Below are 23,754 nucleotides of genomic sequence, written 5' to 3'. Positions count from 1 at the left end.
AGATCCGATCAGGCCGGAGGTATCAACATATCTGGCGTTGACTTTTGGCACGCTGTTGAGTTCTCAAGGAACGGACGCTTCCTTTGTACTCACCCTCTCGGGCTTTCCTCCGGGCGCTTCCCTTCGGTCTTGCGTTTCCGACTCTATCAGATCTTTCCGACCCGATTTCCTCGGTGCTTTCCAGGTTCCCGCTTTCGCGTTTCCCTTTCCGGCGGTTCCGACTTTATCAGAAGTTTCGAGCCGGTCTGACCGGCCGTTCGTTTCCGATTTGATCGGGAGAGTGCTTCGTCGAATTCGAGATTCGGGAGGAAGCAAGCAGATTGTCACCGTGGCCCTCGGGGATGAACCCCGTCTACAGGCAACTGTTCGAATCTACCTCCCCGCTCGCTCCGTGTCAACGGCTCTTGCGGGAACGAAGAGGACACTAGCAGTTCACCAGGGCTCCATGCACATCAGGCGGCCGTGGGCACCGTGGCGCTGCGTTCGGCCTCGGCCACGTCGCCCGTGTCGCCTTCGCGTACCGCACGACGGCCCAGCACATAGACGTAGGCGAGGAAGGCCAGCTCGGCGACGACGCCGATGGTGATGCGGGCCCAGGTGGGCAGGCCGGACGGGGTGACGAAGCCTTCGATGGCGCCCGAGATGAAGAGGACCAGAGCGAGTCCGATGGCCATGCCGATGGCGGTGCGGCCCTCTTCGGCCAGGGCGATGCGCCGGCTGCGGGGTCCCGGGTCGATCAGGGTCCAGCCGAGGCGGAGTCCGGTGCCCGCGGCCACGAAGACCGCGGTCAGTTCGAGCAGGCCGTGGGGCAGGACGAGGCCCAGGAAGGTGTCGAGGCGCCCGGCCGACGACATCAGGCCGAATCCGACGCCGAGGTTCAGCATGTTCTGGAAGAGGACCCAGATGACGGGCAGGCCCAGGAAGACGCCCAGGATCAGGCAGAGGGCGGCGGCCCACGCGTTATTAGTCCAGACCTGCGCGGCGAAGGAGGCCGCGGGGTTGCTCGAGTAGTACGTCTCGTACTGACCGCCCGGGCGGGTCATCTCGCGCAGTTCGGCGGGCGCCGCGATGGTCGACTGAACTTCGGGGTGCGTGCCGATCCACCAGCCGAGGAGTGCCGCCACCGCGGTCGACAGGAGTGCGGTGGGGACCCACCAGTGCCGGGCCCGGTAGACGGCGGCCGGGAACTGCCGGGTGAGGAAGCGTGTGACATCGCGCCAGGAGGCCCGGCGGGTGCCGGTCACAGCACTGCGCGCGCGTGCCACCAATTGGCTCAGGCGTCCGGTCAACTGGGGATCCGGTGCGGTGGACTGGATCAGGGAGAGGTGAGTGGCGGTGCGCTGGTAGAGGGCGACGAGTTCGTCTGTCTCGGCACCGGTGAGTCGGCGCCGGCGCCGGAGCAGGGCGTCGAGGCGGTCCCACTCCGCGCGGTGGGCGGAGACGAAGACGTCGAGGTCCATCGGTGTGCCTGCTCCTCGGCTATCGTCAGCGGCTCGTCGTGGATCAGCTTGTCGTACTGCGGCGCGGTGCGTCCTCAGCTTGGCAGACTGGCGGGGACGGGGGGAGACGAGGGAAGGGCGGCGGGCGTGAGCGAGCTGGTGACGGGCGAGGCGGTGGCGCTGGAGCTGCGCCCCGCGAGGCTGCCCAGCAGGGCGTTGGCCGTGCTGCTCGACCTTGCGGTGGCCGTGGCCGTCTACATAGCGGTCACCATCGCCCTGGTGGCCTCCACCGCCTCTTTGGACATGGCGGCGCAGACCGCGCTGTCGATCGCCGTCTTCGTACTCGTCCTGGTGGGTGGGCCGATCGCCGTCGAGACGCTCAGCCATGGACGGTCGCTCGGGAAGATGGCGTGCGGGCTGCGGGTGGTGCGGGACGACGGCGGGCCGATCCGGTTCCGGCACGCGCTGGTGCGGGGCCTGATCGGGGTGATCGAGATCCTCATGACGTTCGGGGTGGTCGCCTGTATCGCCTCGCTGGTGTCGGCGCGGGGGCGTCGGCTCGGAGACGTGTTCGCGGGCACCCTGGTCGTGCGGGAGCGGGTGCCGGTCGCGTCCGCGGGGTTCATGCCGCCGCCTCCGCCCTGGCTGACCGGGCGTTTCTCGGAGCTCGACCTGTCCGCGGTACCCGACGAGCTCTGGCTCGCCGTCCGTCAGTACCTGACGCGGATGGGGCAGCTCGATGCCCGCGTCGGCTGGGCCATGGCGGAGCGGCTCGCCGCGGACGTGGCGGCTCGGACGGGCACCCCGGTGCCGCGGGAGGTTCCGCCGCCCGCCTATCTCGCGGCCGTGTTGCAGGAACGGCAGGCTCGGGAGGCGCGGCGGGCGTTCGGGGGTGCGGCCCTGGGTGCGGATCCGGTGGCCACGGCATCGCCGCTGCCTCCCGTCCCTCCTGTAGCTCCTCCTGTAGCTCCCGCAGCTCCGGTCGCCCCTGCCCCTCCCCCGCCGAGTTCCTCCGCCGCGCCCACGGCTGCGCCGTCGGACGGGCGGCCCGGTTCCGGGACCGGGTTCGTGCCGCCCGCGTAGCTTCACGGGAACGCGGACGGCGGTGACTCCAGGTCCTCCAGCTCGATGCCGGGGGCCGCGAGCACCACGTCGCCGGCGATGTGCACGGCGTGCTGCTCGCCGGTGTCCAGGGCTGTGACCTGGTATTCGTCCACGGTGAGGGGGCCGTTGTCAGTGGCGTGTGCTTCTCTCTTCAGCAAGGCCCAGGACTGGTCCACGGTGCGGGGGGCGAGGACCGGGTCCGTGAGGGCGACCAGGCGCAGGCGTGTGGCTGATCCGGAGGGGGTGAGGCGCAGGAGACGGGTGACGGCGACGAGGAAGGCCGGGGAGCTGCCGGTGAAGGCGTGGGCGCGCACATTGCCTTCTGTGGCGTGGACTCCGGTGGGGTCGGTACGGACCCAGGTGATGCCGTCGATGGCCGCGCCGCGTACCTGCCAGTCGGCGGCGTGGAGTTCGAGGCGGATGGGGCGGCCGAGTTCGTCGAGGGCCAGGTCGACGGAGCCTTGGTGGTCTCCGGCGGGCGTGGTCAGCCGGGAGACGTAGCGCCAGCCGGAGGGTCCGGGGGCGCACTGGAAGTGCTCTTCTGCGAGGGGGGTGTGGTCATGCGGATCGTGGAGCGAATAGCGGCCGCGGGGCATGGTGGTCCTGGAGGGGTGACGGGCTGCTGTTCCGGCCGCTGAGGCGCCAACGGGGCAGGCCCCCGGCACGGGGGTGCGGGGGCCTGTCTCGGAGGAGCCGTCAGGGCTCAGTAGCGGTAGTGGTCCGCCTTGTAGGGGCCCTCGACCTTGACGCCGATGTACTCGGCCTGCTCCGGGCGGAGCGTGGTCAGCTTGACGCCGAGGGAGTCGAGGTGGAGGCGGGCGACCTTCTCGTCCAGGTGCTTGGGCAGCACGTACACGTCGGTCGGGTACTCGTCGGGCTTGGTGAACAGCTCGATCTGGGCCAGCGTCTGGTCCGCGAACGAGTTGGACATGACGAACGACGGGTGGCCGGTCGCGTTGCCCAGGTTCAGCAGGCGGCCCTCGGAGAGGACGATGAGGACCTTGCCGTCGGGGAAGGTCCAGGTGTGGACCTGCGGCTTGACCTCGTCCTTGACGATGCCGGGGATCTGGGCGAGACCGGCCATGTCGATCTCGTTGTCGAAGTGGCCGATGTTGCCCACGATGGCCTGGTGCTTCATCTTGGCCATGTCCGCGGCCATGATGATGTCCTTGTTGCCGGTCGTGGTGACGAAGATGTCGGCCTGCTCCACCACGTCGTCGAGCGTCGCGACCTGATAGCCGTCCATCGCCGCCTGGAGGGCGCAGATCGGGTCGATCTCGGTGATGATCACCCGGGCGCCCTGGCCGCGCAGGGACTCCGCGCAGCCCTTGCCGACGTCGCCGTAGCCGCAGACGACGGCGGTCTTGCCGCCGATCAGGACGTCGGTGGCGCGGTTGATGCCGTCGATCAGGGAGTGGCGGCAGCCGTACTTGTTGTCGAACTTCGACTTCGTCACGGCGTCGTTGACGTTGATGGCCGGGAACAGCAGGGTGCCGTCGCGGTGCATCTCGTACAGGCGGTGGACGCCGGTCGTGGTCTCCTCGGTCACGCCGCGGATCTCGGACGCCAGCTGGGTCCACTTCTGCGGGCTCTCGCTCACCGTGCGGGTGAGGAGTTCGAGGATGACGCGGTGCTCGTCGGACTCTGCGGTGTCGGGCGAGGGGACCTTGCCGTCCTTCTCGTACTCGACGCCCTTGTGGACGAGGAGGGTGGCGTCACCGCCGTCGTCCAGGATCATGTTCGGGCCGCCGGTGGGGGTGTTCGGCCAGGTCAGCGCCTGCTCCGTGCACCACCAGTACTCCTCCAGAGTCTCGCCCTTCCAGGCGAAGACCGGGACGCCCTGGGGGTTGTCCGGGGTGCCGTTCGGGCCGACGGCGATGGCGGCGGCCGCGTGGTCCTGGGTGGAGAAGATGTTGCAGGAGGCCCAGCGGACGTCGGCGCCGAGGGCGACGAGGGTCTCGATGAGCACGGCGGTCTGCACGGTCATGTGCAGGGAGCCGGTGACACGGGCGCCGGCGAGGGGCTGGGCCTCGGCGTACTCCTTGCGGATCGCCATCAGGCCCGGCATCTCGTGCTCGGCGAGGGTGATCTCCTTGCGGCCGAACGCGGCCAGGGAGAGGTCGGCGACCTTGAAGTCCTGTCGGTTGTCGACAGTCGTCATTACGGGCTGCTCCTCGGGTTGGGTCGAGGTGGGTACGGCTGACCTGCGCGGCGGCGGACACAGGGGTGTCCCGGAAGAGGACACAGGCATGCCCGCGTACGCGCAGCGCAGTCCGTCGGAGGCCCTCTCTCCCTCGGCCGGTCCGTCCTGGACCGCCCGACCGCCATCAGCAGCGACGTCTGGCTCCACCCCAAGCTACACCGCGGGCGCCCGCGGTCCCCAGTCCGCCTCCGAACACTTCCGGACGTTCACGAGGGCGCGGGCGTCCGTGGGCGTCAGTGGGCGTCGGGCGGTGTGGCCGGGCCGCCGGGGGTGGCCTCGGGGTCCGGGCCCTTGGCGGCCTCGGACTCGCTGTAGATGTCGGGCTCCAGGTAGATGACGCGGGCGATCGGGACGGCCTCGCGGATGCGGGACTCGGCGGCGTCGATCGCGGAGGCGATCTCGGTGGCCGTGCCGTCGTGGCGGACGGCGATCTTGGCGGCGACCAGCAGTTCCTCGGGGCCGAGGTGGAGGGTGCGCATGTGGATGACGCCGGTGACGGTGTCGCCGGCGACGATCGCGGCCTCGATCTGCTGGACCGCCTCGGTGCCGGCCGCCTCACCGAGCAGCAGGGACTTGGTCTCGACGGCCAGGACCAGCGCGATCAGGACGAGCAGCACGCCGATGCAGAGGGTGCCGATGCCGTCCCAGACGCCGTCACCGGTGAGGAGGGCGAGGCCGACGCCGCCGAGGGCGAGGACCAGGCCGACGAGGGCGCCGAGGTCCTCCAGGAGGACGACCGGCAGCTCGGGGGCCTTGGCGTGGCGGACGAACTCCTTCCAGGACTTCTTCCCGCGCAGGGCGTTGGACTCCTTGATGGCGGTCCGGAAGGAGAAGGTCTCGGCGATGATCGCGAAGACCAGCACGCCGACCGGCCAGTACCAGTGCTCGATCTCGTGCGGGTGCTTGATCTTCTCGTAGCCCTCGTACAGGGCGAACATGCCACCGAGCGAGAAGAGCACGATGGAGACGAGGAAAGCGTAGATGTAGCGCTCGCGGCCGTAGCCGAAGGGGTGTTGGGGGGTGGCCTCGCGCTGGGCGCGCTTGCCGCCGAGGAGCAGGAGTCCCTGGTTGCCGGAGTCGGCGAGGGAGTGCACGGACTCGGCGAGCATCGACGACGATCCACTGAAGAGGAACGCCACGAATTTCGCTACCGCGATCGAGAGGTTGGCGAGCAGTGCCGCCACGATCGCCTTGGTTCCGCCTGACGCGCTCATGTGGTCGCGTTGTCCCTTCGCCTTCGTCTGCGTCCGTACGCCGGTGGGGGCGCGGCCGGTGAACGGCTTTGCCCCTCCTTTGCGGTGCGCCATTGTTGCAGCCCGCGCGAGCCCCGACGTGCCGGATGCCCCTTCGTCCGCCCCTCAGACGTGCGTCAGACGAGCACGGTGGCGCGGAAGAGCGTGCCCGTTCCGGACACTTCGGCCTTTTCGCCCGCGGCGACGAACACCGACTGGCCCGGGGTGAGTTCGTGTTCGCCGGCTCGCACGGTGCCCGCGGTGCAGAGCAGGATCTGCGGGGTGGGCAGGGTGAGGTCGTGGGCGCCGGTGCCCTCGGGCAGGACGTGGCGGGACAGGCGGAACTCGTCGATCGGGGTCTCGTAGACCTCTTCGCCGTCCGGGGACGCCTCCGGGCGCAGCACGCCGGGGTCGCCGGCCTCGAAGCGGACGATGCGCAGCAGTTCGGGGACGTCGACGTGCTTGGGGGTGAGGCCGCAGCGCAGGACGTTGTCGGAGTTGGCCATGATCTCGACGCCGAGGCCGTTCAGGTAGGCGTGCGGGATTCCGGCGCCGAGGTACAGGGCCTCGCCGGGCTGGAGCCGGACGTGGTTGAGGAGCATCGCGGCGAGGACGCCGGGGTCGCCCGGGTAGTGGTGGGCGATGTCGGCGTACGGGGCGTAGGCGCCGCCGAGGCGGTCGCAGGCGGCCGCGACCTCGGCGACCGTGTGGGCCATCTCCTCGGGGTCGGCGGTGAGGACGACGGTGAGGACCTCGCGCAGGGCGGCGTCCTCGGGGTGGGCCCGCAGCAGGTCGACGTACGGCTTGAGGGAGGCGACGCCGAGGCCGTCGAGCAGGTCGGCCGTCTCGGTCGGCGGGCGGAAGCCGCACAGGCCGTCGAACTCGGTCAGGGCGCAGATCAGTTCGGGCTTGTGGTTGGCGTCCTTGTAGTTGCGGTGCGGGGCGTCCAGGGGGACGCCCCGGCGCTCCTCGTCCTCGTAACCGGCCCTGGCCTGGGCGAGGTCGGGGTGGACCTGGAGGGAGAGCGGGGCGCCGGCGGCGAGGAGCTTGAGGAGGAAGGGCAGCCGGGGGCCGAACTTCGCCACGGAGGCGGCGCCGAGTTCCTTCTCGGGGGCGGCGTCGACGACCTCGGCGAGCGTGCCCCGGCCGGTGCGGGAGGGGGCGCCGGGGTGGGCGCCCATCCACATCTCCGCCTGCGGTTCGCCGGTCGGCTCGGTCCCGAGCAGGGCCGGGATCGCGGTGGTGGAACCCCAGGCGTAGGGGCGGACGGTGTTGTCGAGGCGGTCCATGGGCTCTCTCTGCCGGTGCGTGATCTGTGCGTGCGGTGCGTTCCCGATGGTGCGTACGGGATCAGGCGCCCGAGGCGAGCGCCAGGTAAACGGCGGCGAAATCCGTGATGGCGATCAGTTCGGCGAGGGTCTCCAGTTCGCCGCCCGCTTCCGGCTCCAGTTCGCTCATCGGCGTGTCGTGGCTGAGGGCCAGTTCACGGGCGTTGGGGGCGGCGGTGAGGCCCCCGCTGGGGCGGTCGCGCAGGAGCACCACGCGCGCGTGCAGGGCTGGTGCCTCCTCGACGCGGTCGCGGAAGAAGTCGTCGGGGTCGGCGCCGGCGGCGAGGCGTCCGGCGAGCAGGGCGGTGTGCGCGGCGAGCGCCTCGGGCAGGTCGGCGACGACGGCCGGGGTGCCGGACAGTTCGGCGAGCGCGGCGGCGAATCGGCGGCCGGCGGGACCGGCGGAGGTGCCCTCGGTCCAGATCACCGGGAGGGAGTCGGCCAGCTCGGCCGCCAGGGTCTTGGCGGGGTTGCTGTACGTCACGATGGCGGGCCCGCAGCGTTCGGCGATGCGGTCGAGGCGGTCGGCGATCTTCTCGACGGCCTCGGGCGGTGCGTCGAGCAGGGCGGTGCGGTCGAGGAGTACGAGCAGCGGCGTGAGCAGCGCCCACAGGACTCCGGGGGCGGCACCGGCGAGGGGCTCGTCCTGGTCGTACGGGGCGGTCGCCATCGGGATGAACAGGCCGTGCGCGGCGTTCACCGACTCGCTGAGCGGGCAGCCGGCGGGGGCGACGGCGACGACCGTGCAGCCCCGGCGGTAGGCCTGTTCGGCGAGCAGGGAGAGGCCCGGCTCGGTGCCGTCGGGGGTGGCGATCAGCAGGAGGTCCACGGAGCCGGCCCAGCCGGGCAGTTCCCAGCGCAGGGCGCCCGCGGCGGGGGCGACGCCGGTGGGGGCGAGGCGCGTGACGGGGCTGCCTGCGCCGGCCAGGGTGCCGAGGAGGTCGGCGGCGTGGGTGGCGGCGGCGCCGGGCCCGGCGATCAGGACCGCGCGGGGGCGGCCGTCGGGCTTGAGGTTGCCGACTCCGGCCTCGGCGGCGTGCCGGGCGGCGGTGCGTACGCGGGCACCGGCCTCGGCGGCGCCGCGCAGCAGGCCGCGGTGGTCGGCCCCGGTGAGGCGCTCCGGGGTGTCGAGGAGCGATTCGTCGAGCATGGCGGCAGGTCTCCGATCGCCGGGGCGTTCGTTCGGTTGCGCGGGGTCGCCGAGTGGCCGGGGTGCCGGGTCGCTTCGCCGTCGGTCAGGCGGGGCGGCGGGCCTCGTCGACGAGGAGGACGGGGATGCCGTCGCGCACCGGGTAGGCCAGGCCGCAGTCCTGGCCGGTGCAGATCAGTTCCGCGTCCTGCTCCTTGAGGGGGGCGTGGCAGGCGGGGCAGGCGAGGATCTCCAGGAGGCCGGCTTCGAGCGGCATGAGGGTTCCCTTCGGGGCGGGTCTGCGTGTGTGGATGTGCTGGTCAGGGTACCGCCGGTGGGGGCGTGGTGGGGGTCGGCGGTGAGGGCGCCGTCCGCTGCGGCCCCGCCAGGGAGCTCCGCCCCCTGGACCCCCGGCCTGTGCGCCCACCCACCACCAGACTCGGTGAGCTGGATGGCCGGCCAAGGACCCGGGAGCAAGGCTTGACCCTCGCCCGATTCGGAGCCGGAGGCCGCCCGGCGACGGAAGCTCAGCCCCTGATGATCGCCAGGGCCTCGTCCCTGACCTTCGTCATCGTCGCCTCGTCGCGGGCCTCCGCGTTCAGGCGGAGCAGGGGCTCGGTGTTGGAGGGGCGGACGTTGAACCACCAGTCGGCCGACGTGACGGTGAGGCCGTCGAGGTCGTCGAGGGTGATGTCGTCGCGGCCCTCGTACGCGGTCCTGATCGCGGCGAGGCGGTCCGCCTGGTCGGCGACGGTGGAGTTGATCTCGCCGGAGCCGGCGTAGCGGTCGTACTCGGCGACGAGGGCGGACAGCGGGCCCTGCTGAGAGCCGAGGGCGGCGAGGACGTGGAGGGCGGCCAGCATGCCCGTGTCGGCGTTCCAGAAGTCGCGGAAGTAGTAGTGCGCGGAGTGCTCGCCGCCGAAGATGGCGCCGGTGCGGGCCATCTCGGCCTTGATGAAGGAGTGGCCCACGCGCGTGCGTACCGGCGTGCCGCCGTTCTCCTCGACGACCTCCGGGACGGACCAGGAGGTGATCAGGTTGTGGATGACCATGCCCCGGCCGCCGTTGCGGGCGAGTTCGCGGGCGGCCACGAGGGCGGTGACCGCGGACGGGGAGACCGGGTTGCCGTCCTGGTCGACGACGAAGCAGCGGTCGGCGTCGCCGTCGAAGGCGAGGCCGAGGTCGGCGCCCTCCTCGCGGACGCGCTTCTGGAGGTCGACGAGGTTGGCCGGGTCGAGCGGGTTGGCCTCGTGGTTGGGGAAGGTGCCGTCCAGTTCGAAGTACATCGGCACGAGGTCGAGGGGGAGCCCGGCGAAGACCGAGGGGACGGTGTGGCCGCCCATGCCGTTGCCCGCGTCGACGACGACCTTCAGGGGGCGGATGGCGGTGAGGTCGACCAGGGAGCGCAGGTGGGCGGCGTAGTCGGCGAGGGTGTCGCGCCGGGTGACGGTGCCCGGCCGGGACGCCGGTTCCGGGGCGCCGGTGTCGCTCCAGCGCTCCACCAGGGCGCGGATCTCGGCGAGGCCGGTGTCCTGGCCGACCGGTGCGGCGCCCGCGCGGCACAGCTTGATGCCGTTGTAGCGGGCCGGGTTGTGCGAGGCCGTGAACATGGCGCCCGGCAGGTCCAGCGCGCCGGAGGCGTAGTACAGCTGGTCGGTGGAGCACAGGCCGATCTCGGTCACGTCGGCGCCACGGGCCGCCGCGCCGCGTGCGAAGGCACCGGAGAGGCCCGGCGACGAGGGCCGCATGTCGTGCCCGACGACGACGGCGTCCGCTCCGGTCAGCTCGACGAAGGCCGCGCCGAACAGCTCGGCCAGCGACTCGTCCCACTGGTCGGGTACGACACCGCGCACGTCGTACGCCTTCACGATCTGCGACAGATCAGCAGCCACGGCCAACCTTCCTGAAAGTCCCGTCGGTGTGCACAAACTACCCGCACCCGCCGACCGGCCGTCGCGCGGTTCCCGAAGGTCAGGGCAGCATCCAGCCCAGGACGACCGTGGACTGGCCGACCACGATCAGGCACATCACCAGCAGCAGGCCGAGGCTCCAGGGCAGGACCTTGCGCAGCAGGTCGCCCTCGCGGCCCGCCAGTCCGACGGCCGCGCAGGCGATGGTGAGGTTCTGCGGGGAGATCATCTTGCCGAGGACACCGCCGGAGCTGTTGGCGGCGGCGAGCAGCTCCGGAGAGAGGCCGGACTCCCGCGCGGCGGTCACCTGGAGAGCGCCGAAGAGCGCGTTGGCCGAGGTGTCGGAGCCGGAGACGGCCACGCCGAACCAGCCGAGGACTGGGGAGAGGAAGGCGAGCCCGGCGCCCGCCGCGGCGACGAAGTGGCCGATGGTGGCGGCCTGCCCGGAGAGGTTCATGACGTAGGCGAGGGCCAGGACCGAGGTGACGGTGAGGATCGCGAACCGCAGTTCGTGGACGGTCGCGAGCCATTCCTTGACCGCCACGCGCGCGTGCACGCCGAGGACGACGGCCGTGACCAGCCCGGCGAGCAGGACGAGCGTGCCGCCGGTGGAGACGATCGGCCAGGAGAAGACGTTGCCGCCCACCGGGTTGCCCTCGGGGTCGGCCACGTCCAGGAACGGCCAGTCGTAGGTCTGGGTCGCCCGGGCCAGCCAGTCCTTGACCGCCGGGATCTGCGCGACGGAGAAGACGGCGACGATCAGGGCGTAGGGGGCGTAGGCGCGCAGCACCTCCCGGCGGGAGTCCTCCTCGTCCAGTTCCTCGCTGCGGGCGCCGGTCAGGACGGCCGCCCGGACGGGTTCGGCGGCGGGCCTGCGGGAGTGCGGTACGGCGACCAGGGCGCCGGCCCCGACCAGGGCGGCGACGATGTCGGCGAGCTGGACGGAGATGTAGTTGGAGGCGACGAACTGGGCGACGGCGAAGGCGACTCCGCAGGCCATCGCGGGCACCCAGGTCTCGCGCAGTCCGCGCCGCCCGTCCACCAGGCCGACCAGCAGCAGCGGGACGATCAGGGCGAGCAGCGGGGTCTGGCGGCCGACGACGGAGGCGACGTCGTCCAGGGGCAGCCCGGTGACCTGGGCCAGCGTCACCACGGGGGTGCCCATCGCGCCGAAGGCGACCGGCGCGGTGTTGGCGACCAGCGACACGACCGCCGCGCGGACCGGGTCGAAGCCGAGCGCGACGAGCATGACCGAGCAGATCGCGACGGGCGCTCCGAAGCCGGCCAGGGCCTCCAGCAGGGCGCCGAAGCAGAAGGCGACCACGAGGGCCTGGATGCGGGGGTCGTCGGACAGCCGCCCGAAGGAGCGGCGCAGGATGTCGAAGTGCCGGGTGCGGACGGTCATCCGGTAGACCCACAGGGCGTTCACGACGATCCACAGGATGGGGAAGAGGCCGAAAACGGCCCCCTGGACGGCGCTGGAGGCCGTCTGGTCCAGCGGCATGCCGTACGCCAGCCACGCCACGAGGACGGCCGCCAGGAGACCGGTGAGGCCCGCCAGGTGCGCCTTCATGCGGACGCCGCCCAGCAGGACGAGGACGATCACCAGGGGCAGGGCCGCCACCAGGGCGGACAGGCCGAGTGAACCGGCGACGGGTTCCAGTTCCTGCACGTACACGGGCGCCTCCCCGGATTCCGCAATGCGAAAGCGTTTTCTCGCGGCTTCCGGAATGGTCGTGTCCGCGACAAGGCGACGTCAATGGGTGTGCAGCAACGGATGTGACGGGAGATGCGGAAGCGGGGTGGCTCAGTTGTCCGGCGAGCGCAGCACGCGGAGATGGCCGCGGCGCGCGACCTCCATCGGGTCGGCCGTGCGCCCGCCGCCCCCGGCCTCGGCCGCGCGCTCCTGGGGACGGGCCGCCTCGCGCACCGCGTTGGCAAGCGCTTCCAGGTCGTCGCCGCTGGGGCGGGCCGGGGCCGACCCGTCGAGCAGGCGGACGACCTCCCAGCCGCGCGGGGCGGTGAGGCGCTCGGAGTGCTCGGCACACAGGTCGTAGCAGTGGGGTTCGGCGTAGGTGGCGAGCGGGCCGAGGACCGCGGTCGAGTCGGCGTAGACGTACGTCAGCGTCGCGACGGCGGGACGGCCGCAGGCGGTGCGCGAACAGCGACGTACAGGGCTCACGATGTTGGACGGTACCGCACTCTTGAGCGGGCCGCGACGACTCTCCACCAGGTCACACCCCCGTGTCGTGGCGTGAAACGCCCTACGAGCCCCTCTCAACACACCCCCGTGACCTGCGCGGACGGCGGCTTCCGGGCCGCGGGACCACCTGGGAAGCGGTCACGACCTGACACAAACAGCGACATTTGCCTTGAGTTCCACGGTCGCGGAGAGATACGGAATCGAGCCCAACCTTGGCTGGAATGGTCATCCGGCGACAAGCCGCGTCTCGGGCCCCGGCGCTGTCCGGTCCGCGTGTGCGGCGGGGCGCGCGACCTCGGCGGGGACTACCCTTCACCAGTGATGGACAACCCCGTGACGCCCCGTGATGCCGGTCGCCCAGGGCCCCGCCGTCGTGATCGCCACGGCCGGGGCATGCGCGGTCCGGTGGCACCCCCGCAGGTGCCGCTCGCCGCGAGCCGCGGCGAGGTGTTCGCGGACCTCGTGCAGGACTCCGTGGAGCGCCTGGAGCGGCGGTGGCCGCAACTCGCCGACATCGATTTCCTCGTCCTCGACGTGCCCCGGCTGGACGGGCCCGAGGAGATGTGGAACGACGAGGCGGTCCCGCTCGGCGGCACGGTGCCCTCGCGTGAGGGCAGGCGGGGGCGGGTGGTCGTGTACCGGCGGCCGGTGGAGATCCGGACCAAGGGCCGGGACGAACGGGCGGCACTGGTGCACGAGGTCGTCGTGGAACAGGTCGCCGAACTGCTGGGCCTGACGCCGGAGACGGTGGATCCGCGGTACGGGGAGGACTGAGGGCGCGGGGCGCCTTCCCCCTCCCCGGTCGCGCGTTCTTACTTCTGCAGCACCGAGAGGTCTTCCTCCGCGTTCGGCACCGAGACCGTGCCCCGGTCGTCGGGGAGGGTCTGGACGGTGAAGGACGCCACGTCGTCGTCCGCGACGGTCAGGGTGCGCGACGCGTGGATCGGACCCCCGGAGACCGTCTCGACGGTGAGTGCGTAGCCGCCCTTGAGGCCGGCGGGGACGGGCGCCTCGACGTTCTGAGTGGTGCCGGCCTTGACCGTGTACGTCTTGGTCGCGGTCGTGCCGCCCTCCGTGCCCGCCGACGCCGTCACCTTCACCTCGGCGCCCTCGCCGGGGGCGGTCAGGGCCAGGGTCGTGCCCTTGGCCCGGTTGTCGGCGGCCGTCGCGCGCGCTCCGACCGGGTCGGTCGCCGGGATGAACGCCGACTCCTGCTCACCGCCCTTGCCCCGTACGACCCGGACCGCGGCCACCACCGGCACGGCCCCGTCCGTCGGCGTCAGCACCAGCGAACCCGCCTCGCCGCGCGTGACCTCGCCGAGGTCCACGCCCGTCGTCATGCCGGCCTTGACGTGCACCGTCTCGTGTCCGGCGGGGGTGATCAGCCCCGACGGCGAGGCGAGCCGCACCTTCAGGTCGGCGTCGGTGCCACCGGGGGTGAACAGCACGAGGCGGACGGCGGTCGCGTCCTTCGGGATGCCCGGCAGGACCAGGTCGCCCGCCGGGTCCGCGGCCGCGGTCAGCCAGTCGCCGCCGGTCTTGTCGTCCAGGGCCTGCACCGCGGCCCCGACGCGCCCGCTGCGCACCCCGACGTGGACGGTCACGTCGGTCTCCTTCACGTCGGCGAGCGTGGACAGCAGCAGGGACTCGGTGCCGTGCGGCGGCACCGTGACGCCCTCCCCCACCGTGGACTTGAGGGCTCCGTCCTTGCCGTAGAGCTCGATGTCGACGACGGCGGCCGAGTCGTCGGGGTTCGTCAGGTGGACGTAGTCGGTCCGGCCGGCCGCCGTGCTGGCGCCGGGGAACCAGAACTCCGTGTCCGGGGCCGTGCAGTTGACGCCCTGGAGGCCGCGGCCCGTCCCGGCGGCGACCTCCGTGGTCTGCTGCACCGTCCAGCCGGGGGCCTGACCGCCCTCGGCGGTACCGATCAGCGCGGGCGTGTCGGAGCCGGAGGTCGTGCCGGTGGCCGGGGTGCCGGGCTCCTTGGGCTCGACGGGCGGCTTCGCGGCCTTCTCGTCGTCCTTCTTCCCGTCCCCGGCCTCGTCGCCCCGTGCCCCGGTGGTGAGCGCCGCCTTTCCCTTCTCGTCGGCGCCCTTCGTGACCGGGGTGAACGAGGTGTACTGGGTCTCGGCGAGGTCGGAGGTGCTGGGCGCCGGGCAGAGCAGGCTGGTGCGCTCCACGGGCAGCCGGGCGGCCGGCGCGGCGGTGTCGGTGCCGGAGCCGTCCGGGCTGGAGACCGCCGCGAATCCGGTGACGGCGGCGAGCGCGGCCGCGCAGGCGATGAGGGACAGGGTCGTGCGCTTCACTGCTGGCTCCCGTCGGGACGCTCACTGCCCGTGCCGTGGGGGTGGTGGGGCTGGGAGGGGTCGTACGGCGTGTCGTAGCCGCCCTGGCCGTACGCCTGGTCGTAGGCGGGGTCGTACCCGCCCTCCTGGGGCCGGCCCTGCGCCTGCTCGCCGTAGCCGTAGGGGGCGTACTGGTCCGGCTCGTACGGGGCGCCGCGGCCGTCCTGGTAGGCGTCCGCGGGGTAGGGCTCCGGCTGGTACGGATCGCCCTGCTGGTACGGCTGCTGCGCGTACGCGCCCTGGTCGTACTGCTGCTGGGCGCCGCCCTGGTACTGCTCCTGGCCGTAGGCGTCGTAGGTGCCGTACTCGGTCTGGTACCCCGCCGAGTCCCACTCGCCGTACGCCGGCTGCTGCGGGACCGGCGCCGGCGGGACCGGCGCCGGGGGCATCGGTGGCGCCGTGGGCGGTTCGGGCACCTCGGGGGCGCCGTCCACCGGTGCGGCCGGCGGCTCCGTGTCCGTCCCGGCCTCGGCCTCCGCCTCCGCCTGGGCGCGCAGTCGCCGTGCCCGGCGACCTTCGCCCTCCAGGGCCTCGGCGGGGATCAGCGGTTCCTCGGGCAGGTCGTCGTCGACGTCGCGGCGCCTGCCGGGCAGCGCGAGGACGACCAGGACCACGGCGAGCAGGCCCTGGGCCCACAGCCAGACGGTGTGGGTGAACGGGTCGTCGTAGGTGACGTCCAGCCTGCCGCCGGAGGCGGGGAGTTCGAAGCCCTGGGCCCAGCCGTCGACCGTGGTGCGGCTGAGCGGCTTGCCGTCCAGGGTGGCGGTCCAGCCCTCGGCCGCGGAGTCGGCGAGGCGCAGCACACGGCCGTCGGGACCCGGTTCGATGTCGGTGTGGATGTCGACCGGTCCGGCCGCCACGGGCTGGGGTTCGCCGGTTGCGGAGTCGCCGCCCGACACGATGGTCGCGCGCGCGACCTCCTGGTCCACCCGCCACAGTCCGCTGCCGTCCTGCTGGCTCAGCCTGCTCAGGCCGGGGGTGGCGTCCAGGACCCGGGTGACCTCGCGGGGCGCGCCCTTGTGCACGAGCACGTAGCGCACGGCGAAGCCGCCGAGCTGGTCCGCCTGGTCCGCGCCGGAGCCGGCCACCAGGTTGGCGACGATCTTGTCGAGGGTGCTGTTCTCGCCGTCCCCGGCGGCCAGTTCGCCGTCGCCGAGGCGGGCTCCGGAGCCGCGGACCAGCATGTATCCCACGTGGGAGGTGGAGTCGCTGTCGAGGACGAGGGTGCGGGCCTGGTCGCGGGTGCGGCTCTCCTCGGCGACGAACGCGGGCACCTGTGCGGGGTCGCGTCGCCCGACGGGGCCGTCGGCGCCCCCGATCATCCACCCGGTGGCGGCGATCAGCGGGCCGACTGCCGAGGCGAGGGCAATCAGCGCGGCAACGGGCTGCCGCCAGCCGAAGCTCTGCTCGGCGACGCGGGAGCGGGCTCCGTCGGCACCGAGGGTCGCGGCGGCCAGCAGGGCGATGCCGTAGACGAGGGTGGCGGGGCCGGCCCAGGTGGAGCGGTTGGAGAGGACCGCGAAGACGAAGCCGGCCAGGGCCACCGCCCACGCGGCCCGGATGCCCAACTGCCGCTCGGAGCGCAGCAGGGCGGCCAGCGCGGCCGCCACGATGCCGACGAGGACCAGCCCGCCGACCGTCCCGGGGCCGCCGGGGCTCGCGCCGAGCAGGTCGAGGGCGGAGGCGGCCGACGAGCCGTAGTCCAGTCCGGCCTCGTCGAAGAAGCCGAAGGGCAGCAGCGACAGCGACCAGGGCGCGAGCAGCAGCAAGGGGGTGCCGAGCTGGGCGAGGAAGCGCAGGCCGTACGCCGTGATCTCGGCGCGGCGCAGGGCCAGGACGCCGAGGCCGAGGAGGAGCGCGAGCGGCCACACGACGGGCGTGAAGGCGGTGGTGACCGTCAGCAGCAGCGCGTACGCCCAGGTGGCGCGCCAGCTGCCGCGGGCACCGGACGTGCTCGTCAGGCCGGCCGCCGCGACGCCCGCGCGGGCGATGAGCGGCAGCAGTACGGCGAGGACGGCGGTACCGATGCGGCCGCCGGCGAGGGCGCCGGTGGCGGCGGGCAGGAAGGCGTAGGCGACGGCCGCCCAGGCGCGCAGCAGCCGGGACATGACCAGCGGTCGGGACGCGAAGTACGCGGTGGCGCCGGCCAGGGGCACCGAGCCGACCAGCAGCAGGGTGACGGCGGCGCCGGTCGAGCCGAGCAGCGCGGAGGACAGGGCCGCCAGGACCGCGAGGTAGGGCGGGGCGGAGGCGGTGCCGCCGGTGCCGACGGTGTGCCAGGCGTCCGCGTAGCGCGACCACAGCTCACCGGCGTCGGCCGGGGCGGGCAGCAGCGCGCCGCCCGCGAGGGCGCCGCCGCCGAGGAGGGCGCGGCAGGCGGCCAGGGAGGCGAGCAGCAGGATCAGGAAGAGCACCGGTCCCGGCTTGCGGGCGATGCGCTTGAGGCGGGCGAACTGCTCGATCTCCAGGAAGTCGGCGTCGTCGCCGCCCGGTCCGGACTCGATGCCGCCGCCGTGCCGTCCGGCGCCCGCGGCGGTCTCGGCCTCGGAGCTGCCGAGGAGGTTGCCCGCGACCTGTTCGACGGTGACGCGGATGGTCGCGCCGGGGGGCGGGAACAGGGGCCGCAGTTCGTCCTTCTCGACCTGCGGGCTGCCGCGTTCACGCCGGGCGGCGATGATGCGCTCGGGGCGCAGCAGTACGCCCAGCAGGCCCCGGATCTCGTCGAGTGCCTGCCCGGGCACCTTGCCGACGAGGTAGGCGAGGGTGCGCAGCAGCGTGCCGAGGACGATGCGCAGCAGCACCCAGGGCAGGGCGGCCGTACGGACGTTGACGAGGAGGGTGTGGACGGCGCCGGCCTTGTCCACCTTGTGCGGGGAGGCTGTGGTGCGGCCCGCGCAGTCGACGGCGCGGCGCTCGCGGGAGGCCGCCTCGGCGTGGCGGACGACCGCCTCGGGGGCGATGAGGACGCGCAGTCCGGCGGCGTGCGCGCGCCAGCACAGGTCGACGTCGTCGCGCATCAGGGGCAGCCGGCGGTCGAACCCGCCGAGCCGCTCGAAGACATCACGCCGGATCAGCATGCCGGCGGTGGACACCGACAGGACGGGCCGGACGTGGTCGTGCTGTCCCTGGTCCTGTTCGCGGCGGTCCAGGCCGGTCCAGCGGCGGCCGGAGTTGGCGATGGAGACGCCGACCTCCAGCAGTTGCCTGCGGTCGTACCAGCCGCGGAGCTTGGGGCCGACGACGGCGACGTCGTCACGGCCGAGTTCGTACTCGGTGTCCACGACGCGCAGCAGCTGGGCCAGGGCGTCGGGTTCGGGGGCGCAGTCGTCGTGCAGCAGCCACAGCCACTGGACCGGCTCGCCGTGGGGCAGTTCGGGCAGGTCGTAGGCGTCGTCGCGCCAGGTGCGCGTGACGGGGTCCCAGCCGCTGGGCCGCTTCAGGTACGGCAGGTCCTCCGGAGTGAGGACGGGGACGGTGCGGGCCGCCTCCTCCACGGCCTGGCCGAAGCCGGTGCGCCGCGCGAGGTGCAGCACGCGGTCGCCGCCGAGGGCTTCGCCGACCAGCCGGGCCGACTCGTCGGCACTGCCGGTGTCGGCGGCCACGGCGTACTGGACGGGGCGCTCCTGGCCGAGCAGCCCGGCGAGCGCGTCGGGCAGCCAGCGGGCTCCGTCGTGGGCGACGAGGACCGCGGTCACGACGTGGCGCGGGAACTCAGGTGTGGCAGCGGGGTCTTGCTGGGCTGCCGGGTGACTCTGCACGGACATCGAGGTACGGGCCCCGGTTCGGTGGACTGCGGTGGACGCCCGTGCCTGTGGGGAACGGCTGGGCGTCTCGGACGAGCGCCCACACTATCGGCTGGACAGCAAGAGGGCCCGCCGCCTGTGGACAACCCACCTGCGAGGGGCCGTTCCCGCTGGTCCCGCCGTGTGCGCCGCTGCCGGCGCCCGGTTCTGGCCCCGTGTCAGACGGCGGCCTTCTTCAGCCGGCGCCGCTCTCTCTCAGACAGGCCGCCCCAGATGCCGAAGCGCTCGTCGTTGGCGAGGGCGTACTCGAGGCATTCGGAGCGGACCTCGCAGGCGAGGCAGACCTTCTTGGCCTCGCGGGTGGAGCCGCCCTTCTCGGGGAAGAAGGACTCGGGGTCGGTCTGGGCGCACAGTGCGCGCTCCTGCCAGCCGAGCTCCTCGTCCGCGTCGTCGACCAGCAGTTGCTGCACCGTCTCGGTCATGTGCGCCCCTCGTCTGTCTTCGCGTCCCCGTGATCCGGCCGTTACCGATTCCGGCTAAACGACACGAGTGAAATTACAAGTGTGCTGCTCCGGGCGAGTCAAGCCGAGATCTGCTATTGGGCCCCTTATTCACTCTGCGGAACCAAGGCAAAGCGGAAAGTGTTCAAATCGCCATAAACCTTGACATCCCAAAGAGGCCCGGCCGGACTCCCGACCCGCACTCCGCTCGTACCGGGAAAGACGCCCTGGCGTTCGATCCCGTTCCGATACACGCGCCGAAGCGAACCTGATCACATTCGCGTCACAGGATCACAACGGCGGCGGTGCGCCCGGCTTGTGCGCCATGTGTCCCGGGACCCCCCTGAACAAACCTTTCCCCTGCAAGATGAACCGGAAGAGGTGAACCATGTCCCACATACCGGGCATCGAGTTGACAGTGCCGGTGTGAACCGGTGTCCTTGTGGGCATGCTCGCGAACTTGGCGCTCACCTCGACCCGCACCGCCGGGTCCCACGGTGCTGCCCGCGCTCGCTGTAGCTGTTGCCGCTGTTCCAGCTGTTGAGCCGACCGCGCTCCGGCTGTTTCCCGAGTCCACTCGACTCGACGCTCCGCCTGCCCGCCCCACCAGGGCGTTCCTGAGTCATTCGTTCCCCCCGCCGCACTCTTCCGCCGAGGAACCACCGCACCCATGAACAGCGACAGCGACCTCCAGATCGCCGGCGACATCCTCGAAGTCCCCCACCTCCTCCAGGCACCCCGCGAGCACCCGGCCACCGTCGCCGAGTTCGCCGGGCTGGCCCGCTCCCTCGCCGACGACCGCTCCGAGTGGGAGCACCTCGTCCGGTACGACGCGACGACACGCTGGTACCACCGGCTGCGCACCGGCCCCGGCTACGAGGTGTGGCTGCTGTCCTGGGTGCCGGGGCAGGGCAGCGGACGCCACGACCACGGTCCCTCCTCCGGCGTGTGGACCGTCCTGGAGGGCACCCTCACCGAGCACACGGAGCGCGGCACGCGCGCGCTGCGGGCCGGCACCCAGCGGGTGTTCGCACCCGGGCACGTGCACGAGGTCGTCAACGACGCGCTGGAGCCCGCGGTCAGCCTGCACGTCTACTACCCGGGCCTCACCGAGATGCCCATGCACGCCCCGCAGTGCTCGGCCGCCACGTCGCGGGACGCGGACACCGGCGCCGTGACGACTGGCTGACGCGGTGTCGTACCCGCCTGCAAGACTGGGGCCATGCGCATTGTGGTTCTGGCAGGCGGCATCGGCGGTGCCCGGTTCCTGCGTGGTCTGAAGCAGGCCGCGCCCGACGCGGACATCACCGTCATCGGCAACACCGGGGACGACATCCACCTCTTCGGTCTGAAGGTCTGCCCGGACCTCGACACGGTGATGTACACGCTCGGCGGCGGCATCAACGAGGAGCAGGGCTGGGGACGGGCCGACGAGACCTTCCACCTCAAGGAGGAGCTGGCGGCGTACGGCGTGGGGCCCGAGTGGTTCGGTCTCGGCGACCGCGACTTCGCCACGCACATCGTGCGGACGCAGATGATCACCGCGGGCTTCCCGCTCAGCGCGGTGACCGAGGCCCTCTGCGACCGCTGGAAGCCCGGAGTGCGCCTCATCCCGATGACCGACGACCGCGTGGAGACGCATGTCGCGGTCGAGCTGGAGGGGGAGCGCAAGGCGGTCCACTTCCAGGAGTACTGGGTACGGCTGCGCGCCTCCGTCCCCGCCGAGGCGGTCGTGCCGGTCGGCGCCGAGCAGGCCAAGCCGGCGCCGGGCGTGCTGGAGGCAATCGCCGAGGCGGACGTGATCCTCTTCCCGCCGTCCAACCCGGTGGTCTCCGTCGGCACCATCCTCGCCGTGCCCGGCATCCGGGAGGCGATCGCCGACGCCGGGGTGCCCGTGGTGGGCCTGTCGCCGATCGTGGGGGACGCGCCCGTGCGCGGGATGGCGGACAAGGTGCTCGCGGCGGTCGGCGTGGAGTCCTCGGCGGCCGCGGTCGCCGAGCACTACGGCTCGGGGCTGCTCGACGGCTGGCTGGTCGACACCGTCGACGCCGAGGCCGTCACACGCGTGAAGGCGGCCGGCATCCTCTGCCGCGCCGTACCGCTGATGATGACCGACCTCGACACCACGACGCAGATGGCCCGGGAGGCGCTGACGCTCGCCGAGGAGGTGCGGGAGGCATGAGCGACGGCACGCGCGAGGACGCCCTCGGCCGTCCGGAGGGCTACCGGGTGTGGGCCCTGCCCGGCCTGCCCGAGGTGCAGCCCGGCGACGACCTCGCCAAGCTGATCGCCGCGGCCGAGCCGGGGCTGGCCGACGGAGACGTGCTGCTCGTCACCTCCAAGATCGTGTCCAAGGCCGAGGGCCGCGTCGTACGGGCCGCCGACCGGGAGGCCGCGATCGACGCGGAGACCGTGCGGGTGGTGGCCCGGCGCGGCCTGCTGCGCATCGTCGAGAACCGCCAGGGCCTGGTCATGGCGGCGGCCGGAGTCGACGCCTCCAACACGCCGTCCGGCACCGTCCTGCTGCTCCCCGAGGACCCGGACGCCTCAGCGCGCGGCATCCGCGAGGGGCTGCGCGACGCGCTGGGCGTCGACGTGGGTGTCGTCGTCACCGACACCTTCGGCCGCCCCTGGCGGGCCGGGCTCACGGACGTGGCGATCGGCGCCGCCGGGGTGCGGGTCCTCGACGACCTGCGCGGTGGCACGGACGCGCACGGCAACCCGCTCGGCTCCACCGTCGTCGCCACCGCCGACGAGCTGGCCGCGGCGGGCGACCTGGTCAAGGGCAAGGCCGCGGGTCTGCCGGTCGCCGTCCTGCGCGGGCTGCCGCTCCTGGTGGCCGACGACGACGGGGAGGGCGCGCGGGCGATGGTGCGCGGCGCGCGCGACGACATGTTCCGGCTGGGCACGTCGGAGGCGGTACGGCAGGCGGTCACCCAGCGCCGTACGGTACGGGCCTTCACCGACGAGCCCGTCGACCCCGGCGCCGTACGCCGGGCGGTCGCGGCGGCGGTCACGGCACCGGCGCCGCACCACACGACGCCGTGGCGGTTCGTGCTCCTGGAGTCCGGGGAGTCCCGCACCCGGCTGCTGGACGCGATGCGGGACGCCTGGATCGCGGACCTGCGGCGGGACGGCAAGAGCGAGGAGTCCGTCGCCAAGCGGGTCCGGCGCGGGGACGTACTGCGCAACGCGCCCTACCTCGTCGTCCCCTGCCTGGTCATGGACGGTTCGCACACGTACGGGGACGCGCGGCGGGACGGCGCCGAGCGGGAGATGTTCGTCGTCGCCACCGGCGCGGGCGTGCAGAACCTGCTCGTCGCGCTCGCCGGGGAGCGGCTGGGGTCGGCGTGGGTGTCCTCGACGATGTTCTGCCGGGACGTGGTGCGGGAGGTGCTGGGGCTGCCGGGCGACTGGGACCCGATGGGTGCGGTGGCGGTCGGTCATCCGGCCGAGGAACCGCGCGCGCGGCCGGAGCGGGACGCGGGATCGTTCATCGAGGTGCGGTGAGGCCTCTACTCTCGTAGAGGCCCCTCTCTCGTAGAGACCCCTCCATACCCTTTCCCTCAAGGACCTCACTCGTGGCAGGACGTTTCGCTCCCCGGCCCCCGCGTGCCGCCGTGCGTGGCGGGATACCCCGGCAGGGGGTCGCGCCGGGCCGGGTACGGGTGTGGGTGCCGGACGGGCCACTGGAGCTGGTGCTGGTGCTCGGGCCGCTGCGGCGCGGGCCGGGCGATCCGACGTTCCGGACGACACCGGACGGGGCCGTGTGGCGGACCAGCCGCACCCCCGCCGGGCCGGGCACGCTGCGGGTCACCGCGCGCGGTGACGAGGTGCGGGGTGAGAGCTGGGGGCCCGGGGCCGAGTGGCTGCTGGATCAGCTGCCGCGGATGCTGGGCGCCGAGGACGACCCGTCCGCGTTCGTGCCGAGGCACCGGCTGCTGGCGCTGACGCGGCATCGGCGGCCGGGGCTGCGGCTGACGCGGACCGGGCTGGTGCTGGAGTCGCTGATCCCCTCGGTCCTGGAGCAGAAGGTCACGACGCTGGAGGCGTACCAGGCGTGGCGGCTGCTGGTGCGGAAGTTCGGGGAGCCGGCGCCGGGGCCCGCGCCCGGGCGGATGTGTGTCATGCCGTCGGCGCGGACGTGGGCGCTGATCCCGTCCTGGGAGTGGCACCTGGCAGGTGTGGACGACAAGCGGGCCTCGACGATCCTGCGGGCCGTGCGGGTCGCCGCGCGGCTGGAGGAGGCGGCCGGGATGGAGCCGGCGGCGGCGCAGGCGCGGCTGGAGGTCGTGCCGGGGATCGGGCCGTGGACGTCGGCGGAGACCGTTCAGCGCAGTCATGGGGCGCCGGACGCGGTGACGGTGGGCGATCTGCATCTGCCGGGGATCGTGGGGTTCGCGCTGGGCGGGGACCGGTACGCGGACGACGCGGAGATGCTGCGGCTGCTGGAGCCGTATGCCGGGCAGCGGCATCGGGCGGCTCGGCTGGTGCTGCTGAGTGGGCGGGTGCCGGGGCGGCGGGCGCCGCGGATGGCTCCGCGGGGTATCGAGCGGATCTGACCGGGCGGGGGTGACGCTGCGGCCGGCGTGGGGTGGGTGGCGCGGGCCGGCGTTCG

The 23,754-nt window shown here is 72.8% G+C and carries 19 protein-coding genes; 6 read left to right on the top strand and 13 right to left on the bottom strand.

The genetic code is table 11. The annotated features are described in order from the left end of the window. Positions 1 to 452 precede the first annotated feature (452 nt). Positions 453 to 1,460 (bottom strand): stage II sporulation protein M, encoded by a 1,008-nt coding sequence (locus ACGF3J_RS14535; RefSeq protein WP_161327548.1) that lies wholly within the window; start codon positions 1,458 to 1,460, stop codon positions 453 to 455. A 126-nt stretch (positions 1,461 to 1,586) separates the two neighbouring features. On the opposite strand from ACGF3J_RS14535, the gene ACGF3J_RS14530 reads away from it, so the two are divergent. After that, entirely contained in the window at positions 1,587 to 2,522 is a 936-nt protein-coding gene (locus ACGF3J_RS14530; protein WP_161327547.1) for an RDD family protein, read from the top strand. Between the two features lie 2 nt (positions 2,523 to 2,524). Here ACGF3J_RS14530 and ACGF3J_RS14525 read toward each other — a convergent pair whose 3' ends face one another. The 9 genes from ACGF3J_RS14525 to ACGF3J_RS14485 form a co-directional block, all read right to left on the bottom strand. Beyond that, entirely contained in the window at positions 2,525 to 3,139 is a 615-nt protein-coding gene (locus tag ACGF3J_RS14525) for a hypothetical protein (RefSeq protein ID WP_161327546.1), read from the bottom strand. 107 nt (positions 3,140 to 3,246) lie between these two features. Beyond that, a complete protein-coding gene (gene ahcY, locus ACGF3J_RS14520) occupies positions 3,247 to 4,704 on the bottom strand; it encodes an adenosylhomocysteinase (RefSeq protein ID WP_161327545.1) in 1,458 nt (485 codons plus the stop codon). A gap of 275 nt (positions 4,705 to 4,979) precedes the next feature. Further along, the gene (locus tag ACGF3J_RS14515; protein ID WP_161327544.1) at positions 4,980 to 5,960 is read right to left on the bottom strand and encodes a cation diffusion facilitator family transporter; all 981 of its coding nucleotides are present in this window, start codon (positions 5,958 to 5,960) and stop codon (positions 4,980 to 4,982) included. 155 nt (positions 5,961 to 6,115) lie between these two features. Next, the gene (gene manA, locus ACGF3J_RS14510) at positions 6,116 to 7,267 is read right to left on the bottom strand and encodes a mannose-6-phosphate isomerase, class I (RefSeq protein WP_161327543.1); all 1,152 of its coding nucleotides are present in this window, start codon (positions 7,265 to 7,267) and stop codon (positions 6,116 to 6,118) included. 61 nt (positions 7,268 to 7,328) lie between these two features. After that, complete coding sequence (locus tag ACGF3J_RS14505) at positions 7,329 to 8,456, bottom strand: SIS domain-containing protein (RefSeq protein ID WP_122617081.1); 1,128 nt, start codon at positions 8,454 to 8,456, stop codon at positions 7,329 to 7,331. 85 nt (positions 8,457 to 8,541) lie between these two features. Beyond that, positions 8,542 to 8,712, bottom strand: coding sequence for a Trm112 family protein (locus ACGF3J_RS14500; protein ID WP_020940431.1), 171 nt, complete (start codon positions 8,710 to 8,712; stop codon positions 8,542 to 8,544). Between the two features lie 250 nt (positions 8,713 to 8,962). Next, positions 8,963 to 10,327, bottom strand: coding sequence for a phosphomannomutase/phosphoglucomutase (locus tag ACGF3J_RS14495; RefSeq protein ID WP_161327748.1), 1,365 nt, complete (start codon positions 10,325 to 10,327; stop codon positions 8,963 to 8,965). 79 nt (positions 10,328 to 10,406) lie between these two features. After that, positions 10,407 to 12,023, bottom strand: a complete 1,617-nt coding sequence (locus ACGF3J_RS14490) for an L-lactate permease (RefSeq protein WP_161327747.1) — start codon at positions 12,021 to 12,023, stop codon at positions 10,407 to 10,409. A gap of 129 nt (positions 12,024 to 12,152) precedes the next feature. After that, positions 12,153 to 12,575: a DUF3499 domain-containing protein gene (locus ACGF3J_RS14485; RefSeq protein ID WP_114533823.1), complete on the bottom strand. Its 423-nt coding sequence runs from the start codon at positions 12,573 to 12,575 to the stop codon at positions 12,153 to 12,155. Positions 12,576 to 12,869: 294 nt separating this feature from the next. Between ACGF3J_RS14485 and ACGF3J_RS14480 the strand changes: the two genes are divergently transcribed. Then, the gene (locus tag ACGF3J_RS14480; protein WP_161327749.1) at positions 12,870 to 13,322 is read left to right on the top strand and encodes a metallopeptidase family protein; all 453 of its coding nucleotides are present in this window, start codon (positions 12,870 to 12,872) and stop codon (positions 13,320 to 13,322) included. A 38-nt stretch (positions 13,323 to 13,360) separates the two neighbouring features. On the opposite strand, the gene ACGF3J_RS14475 is transcribed toward ACGF3J_RS14480, so the two are convergent. The 3 genes from ACGF3J_RS14475 to ACGF3J_RS14465 all read right to left on the bottom strand — a co-directional run bounded on the left by ACGF3J_RS14475 (position 13,361) and on the right by ACGF3J_RS14465 (position 19,118). Then, positions 13,361 to 14,854, bottom strand: a complete 1,494-nt coding sequence (locus ACGF3J_RS14475; RefSeq protein ID WP_161327746.1) for a DUF5719 family protein — start codon at positions 14,852 to 14,854, stop codon at positions 13,361 to 13,363. After that, positions 14,851 to 18,657, bottom strand: a complete 3,807-nt coding sequence (locus ACGF3J_RS14470) for a glycosyltransferase (protein ID WP_161327745.1) — start codon at positions 18,655 to 18,657, stop codon at positions 14,851 to 14,853. Before ACGF3J_RS14470 ends, ACGF3J_RS14475 begins: the two co-directional genes overlap by 4 nt. Before the next feature lie 197 nt (positions 18,658 to 18,854). Continuing rightward, the gene (locus ACGF3J_RS14465; RefSeq protein ID WP_010034659.1) at positions 18,855 to 19,118 is read right to left on the bottom strand and encodes a WhiB family transcriptional regulator; all 264 of its coding nucleotides are present in this window, start codon (positions 19,116 to 19,118) and stop codon (positions 18,855 to 18,857) included. A 688-nt stretch (positions 19,119 to 19,806) separates the two neighbouring features. On the opposite strand from ACGF3J_RS14465, the gene ACGF3J_RS14460 reads away from it, so the two are divergent. The 4 genes from ACGF3J_RS14460 to ACGF3J_RS14445 all read left to right on the top strand — a co-directional run bounded on the left by ACGF3J_RS14460 (position 19,807) and on the right by ACGF3J_RS14445 (position 23,698). Then, positions 19,807 to 20,325 (top strand): cysteine dioxygenase family protein, encoded by a 519-nt coding sequence (locus ACGF3J_RS14460; RefSeq protein WP_161327744.1) that lies wholly within the window; start codon positions 19,807 to 19,809, stop codon positions 20,323 to 20,325. A 33-nt stretch (positions 20,326 to 20,358) separates the two neighbouring features. Beyond that, entirely contained in the window at positions 20,359 to 21,318 is a 960-nt protein-coding gene (cofD, locus tag ACGF3J_RS14455) for a 2-phospho-L-lactate transferase (protein ID WP_161327743.1), read from the top strand. After that, on the top strand, positions 21,315 to 22,646 hold the full coding sequence (locus ACGF3J_RS14450; protein ID WP_161327742.1) for a coenzyme F420-0:L-glutamate ligase: 1,332 nt from the start codon (positions 21,315 to 21,317) through the stop codon (positions 22,644 to 22,646). Before cofD ends, ACGF3J_RS14450 begins: the two co-directional genes overlap by 4 nt. A gap of 71 nt (positions 22,647 to 22,717) precedes the next feature. Next, complete coding sequence (locus tag ACGF3J_RS14445; RefSeq protein WP_161327741.1) at positions 22,718 to 23,698, top strand: DNA-3-methyladenine glycosylase 2 family protein; 981 nt, start codon at positions 22,718 to 22,720, stop codon at positions 23,696 to 23,698. Positions 23,699 to 23,754 lie beyond the last annotated feature (56 nt).

The sequence above is a fragment of the Streptomyces sp. NPDC048171 genome (assembly GCF_043202655.1).
GTDB lineage: Bacteria > Actinomycetota > Actinomycetes > Streptomycetales > Streptomycetaceae > Streptomyces.
Note: the sequence above shows the minus strand (reverse complement) of the source record. Positions and strands in the feature narration are given on the sequence as shown.